The organism is Xanthomonas sp. DAR33341, assembly GCF_003992815.1.
Lineage (GTDB): Bacteria > Pseudomonadota > Gammaproteobacteria > Xanthomonadales > Xanthomonadaceae > Xanthomonas > Xanthomonas cissicola.
The window spans coordinates 195,103-210,253 of record NZ_QEYV01000026.1 but is presented as its reverse complement, the minus strand read 5'-3'; the positions used below and the strand labels follow the sequence as shown (position 1 = coordinate 210,253).

General features: G+C 65.2%; 14 protein-coding genes and 1 pseudogene. 8 read left to right on the top strand and 7 right to left on the bottom strand.

Going from position 1 to position 15,151, the window contains the following annotated elements; translation table 11 throughout:
• Positions 1 to 44: 44 nt before the first annotated feature.
• Positions 45 to 473, bottom strand: coding sequence for a hypothetical protein (locus EO156_RS12290; RefSeq protein WP_005922014.1), 429 nt, complete (start codon positions 471 to 473; stop codon positions 45 to 47).
• A 240-nt stretch (positions 474 to 713) separates the two neighbouring features.
• Between EO156_RS12290 and msrB the strand changes: the two genes are divergently transcribed.
• From msrB to EO156_RS12260, 6 genes and pseudogenes are all read left to right on the top strand, one after another.
• The gene (gene msrB, locus EO156_RS12285) at positions 714 to 1,178 is read left to right on the top strand and encodes a peptide-methionine (R)-S-oxide reductase MsrB (protein ID WP_005911259.1); all 465 of its coding nucleotides are present in this window, start codon (positions 714 to 716) and stop codon (positions 1,176 to 1,178) included.
• 252 nt (positions 1,179 to 1,430) lie between these two features.
• Positions 1,431 to 1,772 (top strand): annotated as a pseudogene (locus EO156_RS12280) (MliC family protein); the annotation flags it as partial.
• 97 nt (positions 1,773 to 1,869) lie between these two features.
• Positions 1,870 to 2,724, top strand: a complete 855-nt coding sequence (gene motA / locus EO156_RS12275) for a flagellar motor stator protein MotA (protein WP_003489127.1) — start codon at positions 1,870 to 1,872, stop codon at positions 2,722 to 2,724.
• A 10-nt stretch (positions 2,725 to 2,734) separates the two neighbouring features.
• Positions 2,735 to 3,886 (top strand): flagellar motor protein MotB, encoded by a 1,152-nt coding sequence (motB, locus tag EO156_RS12270; RefSeq protein ID WP_015472764.1) that lies wholly within the window; start codon positions 2,735 to 2,737, stop codon positions 3,884 to 3,886.
• A 237-nt stretch (positions 3,887 to 4,123) separates the two neighbouring features.
• A complete protein-coding gene (locus EO156_RS12265; protein WP_005926774.1) occupies positions 4,124 to 4,708 on the top strand; it encodes a hypothetical protein in 585 nt (194 codons plus the stop codon).
• 8 nt (positions 4,709 to 4,716) lie between these two features.
• Positions 4,717 to 5,001, top strand: coding sequence for a DUF4031 domain-containing protein (locus tag EO156_RS12260; protein ID WP_003489121.1), 285 nt, complete (start codon positions 4,717 to 4,719; stop codon positions 4,999 to 5,001).
• 312 nt (positions 5,002 to 5,313) lie between these two features.
• On the opposite strand, the gene EO156_RS12255 is transcribed toward EO156_RS12260, so the two are convergent.
• A complete protein-coding gene (locus EO156_RS12255) occupies positions 5,314 to 5,865 on the bottom strand; it encodes a hypothetical protein (RefSeq protein ID WP_005922006.1) in 552 nt (183 codons plus the stop codon).
• A gap of 165 nt (positions 5,866 to 6,030) precedes the next feature.
• On the opposite strand from EO156_RS12255, the gene EO156_RS12250 reads away from it, so the two are divergent.
• Positions 6,031 to 6,294 (top strand): DUF3297 family protein, encoded by a 264-nt coding sequence (locus tag EO156_RS12250; RefSeq protein WP_016849010.1) that lies wholly within the window; start codon positions 6,031 to 6,033, stop codon positions 6,292 to 6,294.
• Between the two features lie 410 nt (positions 6,295 to 6,704).
• On the opposite strand, the gene EO156_RS12245 is transcribed toward EO156_RS12250, so the two are convergent.
• The 3 genes from EO156_RS12245 to EO156_RS12235 form a co-directional block, all read right to left on the bottom strand.
• Positions 6,705 to 7,466: an ABC transporter permease gene (locus EO156_RS12245; protein ID WP_005911266.1), complete on the bottom strand. Its 762-nt coding sequence runs from the start codon at positions 7,464 to 7,466 to the stop codon at positions 6,705 to 6,707.
• Entirely contained in the window at positions 7,463 to 8,407 is a 945-nt protein-coding gene (locus tag EO156_RS12240) for an ABC transporter ATP-binding protein (protein WP_003489582.1), read from the bottom strand. Before EO156_RS12240 ends, EO156_RS12245 begins: the two co-directional genes overlap by 4 nt.
• 296 nt (positions 8,408 to 8,703) lie before the next feature.
• Positions 8,704 to 10,383 (bottom strand): Na+/H+ antiporter, encoded by a 1,680-nt coding sequence (locus EO156_RS12235; RefSeq protein WP_016849009.1) that lies wholly within the window; start codon positions 10,381 to 10,383, stop codon positions 8,704 to 8,706.
• Positions 10,384 to 11,041: 658 nt separating this feature from the next.
• Here EO156_RS12235 and EO156_RS12225 point away from each other — a divergent pair.
• Positions 11,042 to 11,599, top strand: coding sequence for a fasciclin domain-containing protein (locus EO156_RS12225; protein WP_003489588.1), 558 nt, complete (start codon positions 11,042 to 11,044; stop codon positions 11,597 to 11,599).
• Between the two features lie 499 nt (positions 11,600 to 12,098).
• Here the strand turns inward: EO156_RS12225 and EO156_RS12220 are convergent, their stop codons facing one another.
• Together EO156_RS12220 and EO156_RS12215 are read right to left on the bottom strand one after the other, a co-directional pair.
• Positions 12,099 to 13,535 (bottom strand): UdgX family uracil-DNA binding protein, encoded by a 1,437-nt coding sequence (locus EO156_RS12220; protein ID WP_003489592.1) that lies wholly within the window; start codon positions 13,533 to 13,535, stop codon positions 12,099 to 12,101.
• Between the two features lie 186 nt (positions 13,536 to 13,721).
• The gene (locus tag EO156_RS12215) at positions 13,722 to 14,966 is read right to left on the bottom strand and encodes a putative DNA modification/repair radical SAM protein (protein ID WP_003489593.1); all 1,245 of its coding nucleotides are present in this window, start codon (positions 14,964 to 14,966) and stop codon (positions 13,722 to 13,724) included.
• Positions 14,967 to 15,151 lie beyond the last annotated feature (185 nt).

The window sequence follows — 15,151 nt, the reverse complement described above, 5'->3', positions numbered from 1 at the left end:
GGTTGGCGGTTGGCGGTTGGCACCAGCAGATCGCGCCGCCGCTGTCAGCGCACCACGCGCATGCCATCGCCCGCCGGTACCGCGTCGTAGTAGCGGCCGGTCTTGGTATCCAGCACCCGGTTGGCGCCGGCCGGCTGCATGCCCTGCAGCAAGCGGCCATTGCGGTCGTAGACCATCGGCTTGGTCGGCGCCACCTGGCTGCCCGCAGGCGCGATCGGCGTTTGTGCCGGCCCGTGCGTGGGGATGCTCGGCGCGACCGGGCGTTGCCCCAGCTGCGAAGGCACCGGTGCGGCGGAAGGCGCCGGCTGCAGCGCGCGCGGCGGCGTCACCGTGGGCTGGACGGGCGTCGGCGTGGTGATGGGCTGCAAGGTCGTGGACGAGCGCGTGGTGGTGGCCGACTGCGCCGCCACCGCGCCGGCCATCGTCAGTAGAACGCACAGCAGAACGCGGCGGCTTGATGCGTGGATCGCCATGACAGGCACCTTGCGTGTTTCGAGGGTCATGCAGTGATTGGGGCGCAAGGACGCTGCGACAATGCATGCGACCGGCCGGGGGATGAACGCTTTCGCAAGGTGGTTGCGGTGCGAAGAAGGGCTGACCTCCGCCGCAGTGGCGGGCTGTTGGCTGCGTCTCAACGGTTGAACCACCCCGACAATGCCCACATCACGGAAGCAGGCGCCGGCACCCCGCTGGCGAGCGCATGCGAGAACCCCATGAGCCAGTTCGATCTGACCCCTCCCTCCCCCGCCCAACGCGATGCCCTGATCGCCGGGCTCAGCGACGAGGAACAGCGCGTGCTGCTGCACCATGGCACCGAGGCGCCGTTCTGCGGGGTGTTCCTGGACAACAAGCTGGACGGTGTCTACACATGCCGGCTGTGCGGCCTGCCGTTGTTCCGTTCCAGCGCCAAATTCGAGTCCGGCACCGGCTGGCCGAGCTTCTTTGCGCCTTACGACCCTGCCCATGTGCGCGAGATCCGCGACACCAGCTACGGCATGATCCGCACCGAAATCGTGTGCGCGCGCTGCGACAGCCATCTGGGCCATGTGTTCCCGGACGGCCCGCCCCCCACCGGCGAGCGCCACTGCCTGAACTCGGTCTCGCTGGGCTTCACCGAAAACGGCCAGGCCCTGCCGAACCCCCTGCATCGCCGAGGCGCCGAGGCGCAAGCGGCCTGATGGCCCGCGTACCTGCGAGGACACCGCCATTGCAGTGCCTGGAGGTGCTCGACAACGCCTCCCTGCGCTTTGTGCGCTGAGGCCAGCACCGCTCACGGGCGGTTCGAGCCGGCGATAGCGCTGTGAAAATCGGTTGCGGCGCCAGAACTCCAGACACGGCTTGATTTCGTACGGTCGGCCACACGCAGGCTACGTCCCAGCCGTGAAGCGGCCGCGTGTTCAGTCGTGGGCAGGCCTTCCCGGCCCCGGCGCGCAAGAGGCACCGACGCCAGCGTGACCGGCCCGCTGCCGCGTCCGGCCAAGACGCCCGCCCCAGCCGCGGCGGCTGCCGACCCCACGCTTCCTGCGCAGACGGTGGCCTGGCGCTGCGGTCCGCGCACGATCGCGACACGCTTCGACGCGGCCACCGATACCCTGCAGCTGACCCTCGAAGGCCGCACGCTGATCCTGCTCAGTGGCCAGGCGGCATCCGGGGCGCGCTTTGCCGATGCGCAGGGCAACCAATTCTGGGAACACGCCGGCGAATCGACGCTGTCGCTGGCAGGCGGCGAGGCGCTTAAATGCGTGCATGAGACCGCCACCACAATCGGCTAGACATTCAGCGACAACGCACGTCTTCACGCCGTGCGCTTCAAGAATCGGCTGCGCAAGCCGAAACCACTAGCAACCCCAGTTTGCTTCCGGCTGCGCCATGCTCATCATCGTTGGCTTCATCGTCGTCATCGTCAGCGTCCTCGGCGGCTACGTGCTGTCGCACGGAAAGCTGGGCGCGCTGTGGCAGCCGTACGAGCTGATGATCATCGGTGGCGCGGCATTGGGCGCCTTCCTGGTCAGCACGCCGGGCAAGATCGTCAAGGAAACCCTCAGCGGCATCATGGGCGTGTTCAAGGGCCCGCAGTACAAGTCCGACGACTACAAGGACACCCTGAGCCTGATCTACGAGCTGCTGAACAAGGCGCGCCGCGACGGCTTCATGGCGCTGGAAGACCATGTCGAAAAGCCGCAGGACAGCACCATCTTCGGCAACTACCCCAAGGTGGTGGCCGACCATCACCTGCTGGACTTCATCACCGACTGCCTGCGCCTGATGATCGGCAGCAACATCGAGCCGCACGAGCTGGAACCGCTGCTCGAACTGGAACTGGAAAAACACCATCACGAAGCTCTGGCACCTTCGCATGCGCTGAGCAAGGTGTCCGACGGCCTGCCCGGCTTCGGCATCGTGGCGGCGGTGCTCGGCATCGTGATCACCATGGGCTCGATCGGCGGGCCAATCGAAGAGATCGGCCACCACGTCGGCGCCGCGCTGGTCGGCACCTTCCTCGGCATCCTGCTGGCCTACGGCTTCGTCTCGCCGTTGTCGGCGGCGATGGAAGCGCGTGCCGAGCAGGACGGGCGCATCTACGAAGCGGTCAAGACCGCGCTGCTGGCGTGCCTGCGTGGCTACAACCCGAAGATTGCGCTGGAATTCGCGCGCAAGACCCTGCCCTCCAATGTGCGTCCGAGCTTCGGCGATTTCGAAACGCACCTGAAGACGATCAAGTAGGGCCACGGTCATGGCCGAGGCCAAATCCACCGTCATCATCCGACGGGTCAAGAAGGTACAGGGCGGCGGCCATCATGGCGGCGCCTGGAAGGTGGCGTTTGCCGACTTCGTGACCGCGATGATGGCCTTCTTCCTGGTGCTGTGGCTGATGGCGGCCACCACCAAGGAACAGCGCGCGGCGATCTCCGAATACTTCCGCAACCCCAGCCCGCTGTCCGGCAAATCGCCAGCGCCTTCGCCCGGCATGAACGGACCCGGCGGCGCCAGCACCTCGATGATCAAGCTCGGCGGTACCGCCGACATGGCCAAGGGGCAGAAGGACGAAATGGGCCGCAAGCGCGACAACGCGGCCGATACCGACGTGGACAGCCGCGCCAAGGACAAGAAGCGCCTGGAAGCGCTGATGCAGGACCTGAAAGAGGCCATCGACAAGAGCCAGGCGCTGGAGCCGTTCAAGGACCAGTTGCTGCTGGACCTCACGCCCGATGGCCTGCGCATCCAGATCGTGGACAAGCAGAACCGCCCCATGTTCGACATCGGCCGCGACCAACTCAAGCCGTATACGGTGGCGATCCTGCGCGAGCTGTCCAGCTTCATCAATCAGGTGCCCAACCACATCAGCATCACCGGTCATACCGACACCACCGCCTACAGCAGCGATGCCGGCTACACCAATTGGGAACTCAGCGCCGACCGCGCCAATGCCGCGCGCCGCGCCCTGGTGGCCGGGGGCATGTCCGATGCCAAGGTGACGCGCGTGGTGGGGCTGTCCTCGTCGGTGCTGTTCGACAAGACCGATCCGCAGAACCCGATCAACCGCCGCATCAGTATCGTGGTGATGACCCAGGACGCCGAAAACGCGGCCCTGGCCGGCGCCGGACAAGGCGTGGCCCTGGGCAAATCGCTGCACGATGCCGACACCCAGGTGCCGGATCTGAGCGGCGCCGCGGCCACCGGCACCGCCACCGTGGGGACGCCTGCCGAAGGCGCAAAACCAGCCACGACCCCGCCAGTCGCCGCGGCTGCGGCTGCGGCCCCGGCCCTAGCATCGGCAGGAACTGCTGCTGCGCGTCCGGCAGGACCACGCATGTCTTCCAGCGCGCAGGTGGCCTCTGCCACGGCGCTCGCCAAAGCGGCTGAAGCGGCGGTGGACAAGCAGTAACGCGGGGCGGGAGGCCTGGAGGCGCAGGCGGCGATTGGGATTTGCCAGGAAATCGCCCCCACCGAACATGGCCTGCGGTTGTTCGGGCTTGGCGTACTGGTGGCGGCTCCTCGGTCGGTGCCTGCAAAGACGGTGCGTCCCGCCGGCCCGGCCGCCGCCACGGGCCAACTCCGCTACGCATCGCATCGTGCGGCGCACGCTCTAGAATGGCCGGCCATTCCCAGCGTCGAGAACACCGTGTCCCGCAATTCCAAGGCCAAGCGCGACAAGCGCAAGAAGCAGCAGCCCAAGCGCCCCTTCGTCCGTCTGGGCCAGGCGCCCCAGGTCACCAACCATGCCGTGCTGCAGGACGCCGATGGCCGCGTGGTCGCCGCGATCGGCCTGCAGGGTGGCAGCGAGTGGATGTTGTCGATCGGCGGCCAGACCATGGGCAGTGCCGACAACCCGGTCCCGATGCTGGCCATGCTCAAGCACCTGGCCAACCTGCAGGAAGCCGAAGGCAAGACCATTTCGCTGGAATATTCGACCCAGCTGCAGCAGATGATCGACGACCTGGCCGCCGACGAAGGCCAGACCGCCGAGGAATACCTGACCAAGCTGGTGTCCGAGTTCCAGAACGCCGATGCGGATGAAGACGGCGACGCGGAAGACGCAGCAGAGGACGCCGGCACCGAGGCCGGTGCTGACGACGTGGCTGAAGACGACACTGCCAGCGCCACCGACAGTGCTGCAGACGCCAGCGACGAGGCGTCCGACACCGCGGCGGACGAGCCCGACGGCGACAGCGCGGGCAAGAAGCCGAAGACGTCCAAGAAGGCCTGACCCGGCCGATGGCCGTCTATGTCGACGATGCGGTGCACCTGTGGCGCGACCAGCGCTGGGCGCACCTGCTCGGCGATACGCTGGACGAGCTGCATGCCATGGCGGCGCGGCTGGGCATTCCCCGCCGCGCCTTCCAGAACAAACTCAGCGGTGCGCACTACGACGTGCCCGCACCGCTCCGCCTTGAGGCCATTGCCTTCGGCGCCATTCCCATCTCCCGCCACACAGACCGCGCACTGCTCAAGGCCTTGATCGCCAATGCGCGGGCGCAGGCGCGGGCCGAAGCGCCCTGAGGCAGGGGATTGGAGAATCGGGATTAGGGAGTCGCAACGGCGGTGGCCGCAACCTGATTGGCGGCTCGCCGTTGTAGGAGCGCGCCCGAGCGCGAGGGGCTGTCCCGGTGCCCCCCGTCGCGCGCAGGCACGCTCCTACGTGGCAATCGCCGGGCCGTGGACCATGCCTGCGCGGCTGACCCTACTGGCACCACTCGCTAGGCGTGCTGCCGCGGAGTGCGCACTACCACGGCTCGACACGCCCTACACACCCACAGACCGCTCCCGCGATTCCCGATTCCCGATTCCCGATTCCCGATTCCCGATTAACATTCAAAACGCCTCATTCCCCAGCCGCACTTCCACCCCCAGCAACGAGGTCAGCGCCAGCATGGCGTCGTCGTCGCGGCTAAGCGCAATCCAGCCGGCGTAGGCATCGCCACCGGTGTTCCAGTTCCACAGCGAGTAGCCGTGCTCGCGCAGGCGGTCGAATGCCACCGCCATCAAATCGGGGACCTCCAGGTTGCCGGCGAAGTCTTCGTCGTCCAGGTCGCCGCCCCAGTCGATGCGCAGGTTCCAGCGCGCACTGAGTTCGTCGATGGCGGCGATGAACGCGTCGGCGTCCTTCCAGTCCACATAGAAGCCCGAGCGCCAGTCGATCACGTCCTTCAGCGCCCACAACCAGGCGTCGTCGCCTGCGTCGTGATCGACCTCGGCCTGCGTTTCGCGCCAGGCGTCGAACTGGGCCAACGCGGTGTCCTCGTCGCCGGGGTTGATCAGCACTAGCAGGTTCCACACCCGCGCCGGATGGTCATCCACATCGTCTTCGTCGCCCTCGGGCTGCAGGCCTTCGTCGTCTTCGTAGTCGGCACTGTTGTCAGGCATTGCGGTCTCGTTTGCTGGAGTGCAGGGCCAGAAGTGTGAGGCCTGACGGCGCGCAAGCAAACCGATTGGCGCACGTCACCGCGTCGCCAGGACTGGTCTTCCCGGCGCAGGCCCGTATCCTGTGCGGCCGAAGACGGCTATCCCGGCCGCCATGACGCCTTTCCCATGAGCGATACCCCTCCCGATCACCTGGCCATCGACGCACGCAACCCGTTCCATAATGCCGATGCCCTCAACCGCGGCGTCGGCGTGCGCTTCAACGGTGTCGAACGCGACAACGTGGAGGAATACTCGGTCAGCGAAGGCTGGATCAAGGTGCAGGTCGGCAAGGCGCGCGACCGTCGCGGCAACCCGATGACGATGAAGATCAAGGGCGAAGTGGTGGCCTATTACCTGGACAGCAAGGACGGCGCCAAGGCTGCCGAGTAAAAGCAACGGACAACACGACTTCACACAACGCTGCTGCAGGTCGGCTGATCTGTGCCGCGGCCGCAGGGACCTCGCCGCCCACCGAAGCCGGACACGCTGAAAGTAGTCCTTGTCAGCTCCGTAGCGGCTCCATGCTGCCAAGGGTCCCGCGACGGTGGGCCGGCAAGGACCAGTCAAGTTGGTCGGTGCGCAGAGCTTTCAACAAAGCCGCCGGGAAACTGTCTGGTGCGGTGTCCTTACCGGTTGGGGGCCGATGGCGGCATGGATGCCGCCATCGAGCCCGCACGGATGGGTTTACGGCGTGTCCCGCGAGCGGTGAGGGCACCGCGCATTCGACCCACTCTGGGCCTTACCTGGACACCTGCCGGCATCCACCAGGATGCGGCCAACCAAACCATTGCATCCACCACTCACGCCTTGAGCCGATATCCGCTGCGGAAGATCGCCGCCACGATGCCCAGGCACACCAGCAGGAACAGGAACGTCATGCCGGTGCTCACTGCGATATGCACATCGGCCCTGCCGTAAAAACTCCAGCGGAAGCCGCTGATCAGATACACCACCGGATTGAACAGCGTGACCTTCTGCCACAACGGCGGCAGCATGTTGATCGAATAGAAACTGCCGCCCAGGAAGGTCAGCGGCGTCACCACCATCAGCGGAATCACCTGCAATTTTTCGAAGCCATCGGCCCAGATGCCGATGATGAAACCGAACAGGCTGAAGGTCAGCGCGGTGAGCACCAGAAAGCCCAGCATCCACACCGGGTGCGCGATCTCATACGGCACGAACAGCCGTGCGGTCAGCAGGATCAACAACCCCAGCATCACCGACTTGGTCGCCGCCGCGCCCACGTAGCCGATCACGATCTCCCACCACGCCACCGGCGCGGACAGCACCTCGTAGATGGTGCCGGCCCAGCGCGGCATGTAGATGCCGAACGAGGCGTTGGAAATGCTCTCGTTGAGCAGCGACAGCATCACCAGGCCGGGAATGATGAAGGCGCCGTAGCTGATGCCGTCGATATCGCCCATGCGCGAACCGATCGCGGCCCCGAACACCACGAAGTACAGCGAGGTCGACAATACCGGCGAGGCGATCGACTGGGTGAGCGTGCGGAAGGCGCGCGCCATTTCGAAACGGTAGATCGCTGCAATCGCATGCACATTCATGCGCGCACCTCCTGCTGACGTGCGCCATGCACCAGGTTGACGAAGATCTCTTCCAGCGAACTTTCGCTGGAATGCAGATCCTTGAAGTCGATGCCCTGCTCGTTGAGCCGGCGCAGCAAGGCACCGATGCCGGTCTGCTCGGCCTGGGTGTCGAAGGTGTAGATCAGGTTACTGCCGTCGGCCGCCAGCTCCAGCGGCAGATCGGCCAGCGCGGCGGGCAGCGCCTGCAACGGCGCCTGCAGGCTCAGCGTGAGCTGCTTCTTGCCCAGCTTGCGCATCAGCGTGCGCTTGTCTTCCACCAACACCAGCTCGCCGCGATTGATGACACCGACGCGGTCGGCCATGTCTTCGGCCTCTTCGATGTAATGGGTGGTCAGAATGATGGTGGTGCCCTGCTCGCGCAGCCGCCGCACCATCTGCCACATGTCGTGACGCAGCTCCACGTCCACACCGGCCGTGGGCTCGTCCAGGAACAGGATGCGCGGCTCGTGGGCGAGCGCCTTGGCGATCAGCACACGCCGCTTCATGCCGCCGGAGAGCGTGGAAATCTTGTTGTTGCGTTTCTCCCACAGCGACAGCTCGCGCAGGATGGTTTCCAGATATTGCGGATTGGCCGGCTTACCGAACAGCCCGCGACTGAAACGTACCGTGGCCCACACCGTTTCGAACGCATCGGTGGCCAGTTCCTGCGGCACCAGGCCGATGCTGGCACGCGCGGCGCGGTAGTCGCGCACGATGTCGTGCCCGTCGGCCAGCACACTGCCGGTGCTGGGGTTGATCAAGCCGCAGATGATGCTGATCAAGGTGGTCTTGCCGGCGCCGTTGGGGCCGAGCAGCGCGAAGATCTCGCCACGCCGGATCTCAAGATCCACCTGTTTGAGCGCCTGGAAACCGCCGGCATAGGTCTTGCTCAAGCCCTGGATGGAAACGATCGAAGTCATGGGTTTGGCACGGGAACGATAAGCGCCACAGGGTAGGCCGTGCGCCATGAAAATGGCAGCAGTGCGGGTGGGATAGTGTCTCCCGACACGCGCGCAGGAGCGTGAGCGAACTGGGCTGCGCACGCACGCTGCATCTGGCTGTTGGCGTATCTCCATGTAGGAGCGCGCCTGAGCGCGATGGGCTTTCCCACCAACGCCCCATCGCGCTCAGGTGCGCTCCTACCCAAACACGGCAACCGCCGTGGCTCTTGCGATTCCCCAATCCCGATTCCCGATTACCGTGCGCATCAGCGCGCTCAAGCGCGCTTGCGCGACTCGATCAGATCCAGGTTGCGCACCAGCCGTCGCGACAGGTCGTCGGAAATCTCGCGTCGTCGCGCAAGCTTGAACAACTCATTGCGCTCGGCCACCAAGGCCGCATGGCGGAACTGGCGCAGCGCCTTTTCGTAGGCAACCGCCTCTTCCGGATCGGTCTCGGCCATGTCCACCGCGCCGAGCTTGCGCTGATAGCGCTGGCTCACCTGGTTGGCCGCCGCGTTGTAGCGCTCGGCATGCTTACTGTCTTCCACCAGCCGCTGGCGCAGCTTTTCCACGGCGTCCAGCGCTGCCTGCGAAGCGGCTTTCACGGCCAGGTCTTCCTTGAGTTGCTCGTCTTCTTCCTCGGGCAGTTCCAGACCGCGCAACAGGCGCGGCAACGCGACGCTGGCCACCAGCAACGAGACCAGAATGACCGAGGCCGCCAGAAAGATCGCCAACTGGCGGGCCGGGAAGGGCGAGCCGTCTTCCAGCATCAACGGCAGCGTGAGCACGCCGGCCAGGGTGATCGCACCGCGCACGCCGGCCAGCGACACCGCCACCACGATGCGCCACGGCGGGCTGACATGCGCTTCGCCACGTCGCTGCGCCTTGAAGATGTTCCAGCGCAGCGACAGGAACACCCACACGAAGCGCAACGCCATCAAGCTAGCGCTGATGGTGGCCACGTACACCGCCAGCCACCACGGATTGAGGTGCCCGGCCTCCTGCACGCTGCGCACCGCACCGTCCAGGATGCCCGGCAACTGCTCGCCCAGCAGCACGAAGATGATGCCGTTGAAGGTGAACTGCACCGTGTCCCACACCGCCGACCGCTGCAGGCGCATGTTGCCCGGCGCGTTGCCGGCCATTTCCACATAGCTCATGGTGACGCCGGCGGCCACTGCGGCCAGGATGCCGGACGCGTGGAAGGCTTCGGCCAGCAGATACGCTGCAAATGGGGTGAGCAGGTTGACCAGGATCGCCGAACCGGGCTCCTCGCCGAAATGCCGCCAGATCCAGGCCTGGATGCGGCTCAACCCAAAGGTCGTCGCCACGCCCAGGGCCAGGCCGGCCAGCGCCACCCACAGAAAGGTCAGCGAAGCGGCCGCCACCGAGAAGGTCCCGGTCAGCACCGCCGCCACCGCGAACTGGAAACACACCAGGCCCGAGGCGTCGTTGAGCAACGACTCGCCTTCCAGGATGTGCATCAGGCGCTTGGGAATCGGCACCTTGGAGGCGATCGAGGACACCGCCACCGGATCGGTCGGCGAAATGATCGCCGCCAGCGCGAATGCCACGGCCAGCGGCATCGCCGGTATCAGCCAATGAATGAAGAAGCCGGCGCCGATCACGGTGAAGATGACCAGCCCCAACGCCAATTCCAGAATGGCCGCCTTGTCGCGGAACAAGCCTTGCTTGGGAATGCGCCAGCCATCCAGAAACAGCAGTGGCGGCAGGAACAACAGGAAGAACAGCTCCGGTTCCAGCTCGTGCCCTGCATCGAAAACGCCGGAGACCACCGCGCCCAGCGCGATCTGGACCAACGGCAACGGCAGCGAAAACGGCAGGATGCGGATGAGGTAACCGCTGGCCGCGACCGCCAGCAACATGGCGAGGACGACATCGATCGAATGCATGAAGAACCCGGAATGAAAAAAAAGCGGCCGCACGTGCGGCATCGCATATTGCGACGCACAACAACAACGCACCCACCGGACCATACCGTGTTGCACCCGGGGATGAAAACCACCGCATTGCCTCGCACCTTGGCATGTGGGGCGATGCGGCAGGGTTGTTGCGGTTCGGTTCAATTGGCCGGTGCCCGATACGCTGGCGGATGGAGACAGGCGCAGTGACGCGCTTCGAGCACGCGTGTCCTGCGGCAAACCGATAGCGCAGCGACGCGATGGAGAGCCGCTGCGGCTCGAGCAGCGAAGGACGGTGCGACAACGCATGCATGGGTGTTTCGCAATCGCCGCCGGCACCCTCGACACGGGCCCGTCTACGCCGGCCGGAGAGTGCGCGAACAGTCGATCCGATCGAGCCGGGGGCATGGATGGGACGTTTCGCTGTGCTGCTGTTTCCTTGGAACGGTCCTCGCCATCGCGCTATGGCCACAGGTGACGCGCGAGCGGGATGCAGCGATCGGCGTCGTATCGCTGCCGGTCCTGGCCCCACTCCTGCACCGGCGCTTGCACGCCCCTGTGACGCCGCCGTCATCACGCCGAACGCGGTGATGAATGTCAAAACAGCGTGATGCATCCGGCCGTTTCGCAGGCGCGTATTGACGCTACGGTTGCCATCCAGGCGATCGCCAACCCAAAGGATCGATGCCTCATGAAGACTTCATTCCAGTCGCTTGCCGTTGCCACCGCCATTGCCCTGACCAGCGCCCTGGCCCCCGCCTATGCTGCGTCCAATCCGACCGTTGGCGGCGCGCCGATGCTGGTGACCAAGGACATCGTCGACAACGCGGTCAACTCCAAGGACCACACCACGCTGGTCGCTGCCGTCAAAGCGGCCGGCCTGGTCGAGACGCTGAAGGGTCCGGGACCGTTCACCGTATTCGCACCGACCAATGCGGCGTTTTCGGCACTGCCGGCCGGCACCGTCGACACCTTGCTGAAGCCCGAATCCAAGCCGACCCTGACCAAGGTGCTCACCTATCACGTGGTACCGGGCAAGGTGGATGCGGCCTCGCTGATCGCCAAGATCAAGGCCGGTGGCGGTAGCGCCACGCTGACCACCGTGCAGGGCGAGCCGCTGACCGCCAGGCTCAATGGCAAGAAGGTCACCATCACCGACGTCAAGGGCAACACCGCCAACGTCACCATCGCCGACGTGATCCAGAGCAATGGCGTGATCCACGTGGTGGACAAGGTGCTGATGCCGTAATGGCCTGCAGCCGCACCGCGACGCGTCGTTGCTGACGCACGCACACTGCCATCGGCGGAATGCGGTTTTTCCGCCGATGGCGCAGCGCTTTCATGCAGCGCGTCATGGCAAGGGAGGCGCTGCTTTAAAGAGATTGGCCGTCGATGCGGCGAGCGCATGGCAAGCGCAGACATTGGTCGACATCGACACACATGATGCCTACCAGGAGGCAACGCCTGACGACTACCCGGTCGGTTCTGTTTGTCGCTAGTTGATCGGCAACGCCATGCCACGGATCTGCAGTGGATGGCAGTTGATCTGCCAGCGCACCAACACAGGCGAGGCGTGGTTCAACCATGCTGTGCGTCGCGCAGGCCAGCCTCCAGCGACCGCAATCAAACCGCCAAACGGCGGTGAGGGAGTGACCGGCCTGCCGGTGGCTCCGCTTGGTGTCCCGATTCTCCGACAGCGTGCGCGTGCCCTTGCACGCGTCTTTTTTTGCCCGTGTGGCGCTATTTCCCTATCTCGACTGATCGCTGGACGGCGGCGGTGGATCCAGCAACTGACGGAGATCCTCGACAAATCCGCGATACCCTTCTTCGCGCGCATCCGTCGATGGCTGGCGCAATACCCAGGACGGGTGCACCGTGGTCAATACAGGCGTGCCGTCGTCCAGGCGCTGCCATTGCCCGCGTTGCTGCATCAATCGGAAGCGGCTTCCCAACACGGCTTGCGCCGCAGTCGCGCCCAGGCAGACGATCTGCGCCGGACGCAAGTGCGCCCGTTCGGCCTGCAACCACCCGCTGCAGGCCTGCACATGGGTGCGCTCCGGATTGCGATGCAGCCGCCGTTTGCCGCGTTGCTCGAAACGAAAATGCTTGACCGCATTGGTGACGTAGAACGTCTCGCGGTCCACACCCAGTTCGCCTAACGCCATGTTGAACAGGCGCCCGGCGGGCCCGACAAACGGACGACCGCTCAAGTCCTCTTCATCGCCCGGCTGCTCGCCGATCACCATCACCGACGCATCGTCGGGTCCTTCGCCGAACACCGTTTGCGTTGCCGGCTGCCACAGTTCGCAACGCCGGCAATCGCGTGCGGCAGTGCGCAACTGCGCCAGGCTTTGGGTTGCCGCTTCCGGCAATGGCGCAGGCGCTGCCGGCACCCGTCGCCGTACCGGCTCGGGCGCGCGCTCGGCCATCTCGCGCACACGCATGCCGGCATCGCGGATCAGCTCCGGCAACAGCGTGGCTTCGGGCAGGTTCTTCCAGTATTTCTGCGGCATTTCCTGCCGCATCATGGTCGGGTTGAGTCGCGCCGGGTTGAAGATATGCGCGTAGTACGTGCGCCAGAGCGTCTCCTGCGCATCGTCGGCGGGTACCTGGGTGCGCACCGCACCTTCGCCGAAGGTCAACGCCTGCCCATCCCAACGCACACTGCGGTACGGGGTCAGGATCGCCCAACGCATGCCGGCAAACCGGCGCGCAAAAAACGGCGCCACGCGATCCACGATCCAGTGCTCGGGCTCGAACCAGGACACGAAGTCTTCTTCTTCCCCGGGCAGGCGACGAAAGCGCACGAAGGCCTTCATTTTGTGGGTATCGCGCTGCACCGCTTTTTGCCATTGCCGTAGCCGGTGCACATCCACATCGGTGGCGCGTTCCAGCAGGGCTTTTTCCCCAGAGGCAACGCGCCACAGCAAGCGATACAACACAGCGTGCCGTTGCGGGTCGCGGTGACACAGCACCGAGGCCGCCAGTTGCATGAAATCTGCAGAGACCCGCGGTGGTGGCACCACGGCCGGCATCGCCAACAGTCCCTGCCCCATCAACAAGCCGCCCTGCGCCCCGCCATTCCAGGCCACATCGTCCGGCTCTACTTGCGCGCACCAGCCTGCCCGCGCCAACGCGCGCCATGCTTCAAAACTCCACGCGGGTTCCACCTCGGCGCTGAACATCGTTTGCCTTGCTCTTGTAGGGGTACCGACATGCGCTTTGGAACCGTATGCCCGCGCAATGCCGTTTACCAGGATGCACGCTACCTGCGTTGGCGGGGTCAGATGCGATTGAGCGGAGATTAGGGATTGGGACTTGCGAACGCTGGCATTGGCCAAGGAAGCAGCATCGTTGCGGGCGGAAAATGCTCAGTCGAACAGACTCGCCTGCCGTGGCGCAGGCGCCAACTGCGCACGCAGCCTGACCGGGTCGTCCAGGCGCTGACGCGGATGGTGATCGAGCACGCTCACGAACGGCAGCAGCTTTTTCATCGGTACGCGCAGCCGCGCCAAGTCGCCAACGCGCAAGCGCGCATGCCGCCGCGACAACAACAAGCGCTCCACGTTGCGCGTGCCCAGGCCCGGTACGCGCAGCAGCATTTCGCGCGGTGCCGCATTCAAGTCCACCGGAAACCGCTCGGGGTTGCGCAATGCCCAGGCCAGCTTGGGGTCCACGTCCAGGTCGAGCATGCCGCTGGACTGCGCCGGCGCAATTTCTTCCACGCTGAACTCGTAGAAACGCAGCAACCAGTCGGCCTGATACAGCCGGTGCTCGCGCTGCAGGGGCGGTGCCTGCAACGGCAGTTTGGACGAGGCATCCGGGATGGGGCTGAAGGCCGAGTAGTACACCCGGCGCATGCGGTAATTGCCGTAGAGGTTGTGGCTGGTGTCCAGGATGCTGCGGTCGTTGGCATTGTCGGCGCCGACGATCATCTGCGTGCTCTGCCCGGCCGGCGCGAAGCGTGGCGGCTTGGCGCGGCGCACCGTTTCAGCCTTGCGTTCGAGCTGGTTTTCTTCGATGCGCCAGCGCAGCTCGCCCATCGCCGAGCGAATGCCGCCCACGCTTTTCTCCGGCGCCAGCAACGTCAGGCCCTGTTCGGTGGGTAACTCCACATTGATGCTCAAGCGATCGGCATAGCGTCCTGCCGCCGCTAGCAACTCCGGAGCCGCATCCGGGATGGTCTTGAGATGGATGTAGCCGGCAAAATGGTGCACCTCGCGCAACTGCCGCGCCACTTCCACCAGTTGCTCCATGGTGTAGTCGGAGTTGCGGATGATGCCGCTGGACAGGAACAGGCCTTCGATGTAGTTGCGCTTGTAGAAGTCCAGCGTGAGCGTGACCACTTCTTCCGGCGTGAAGCGCGCACGGCGTACATTGCTGGACACGCGATTGACGCAGTACGCGCAGTCGAAGATGCAAAAATTGGTCAGCAGGATCTTCAACAGCGACACGCATCTGCCGTCGGGCGTGTACGAGTGGCAGATGCCCATGCCCTCGGTGCTGCCGATGCCGCCGGTGCCCAGCGAATTGCGCTTGTTGGCGCCACTGGAAGCACAGGAGGCATCGTATTTGGCGGCGTCGGCGAGGACGGCGAGCTTGTCGAGGATTTTCACGCGGGCAGCATGCAGCGGTGGCGTCTCAGCCTATGAGACTCGCCTGCACCTGATCGTGAATGCTTCAGAGCGCTGCGGGTTGGCGTGATCCGGCAGCGCGCGACTGCAATGCGAACCCGCTGCCAGCGAACGTGCGACTACGCTCTCCCCATCGGCACTGCAGCTCTTGGCCCAAACGTGCCGAT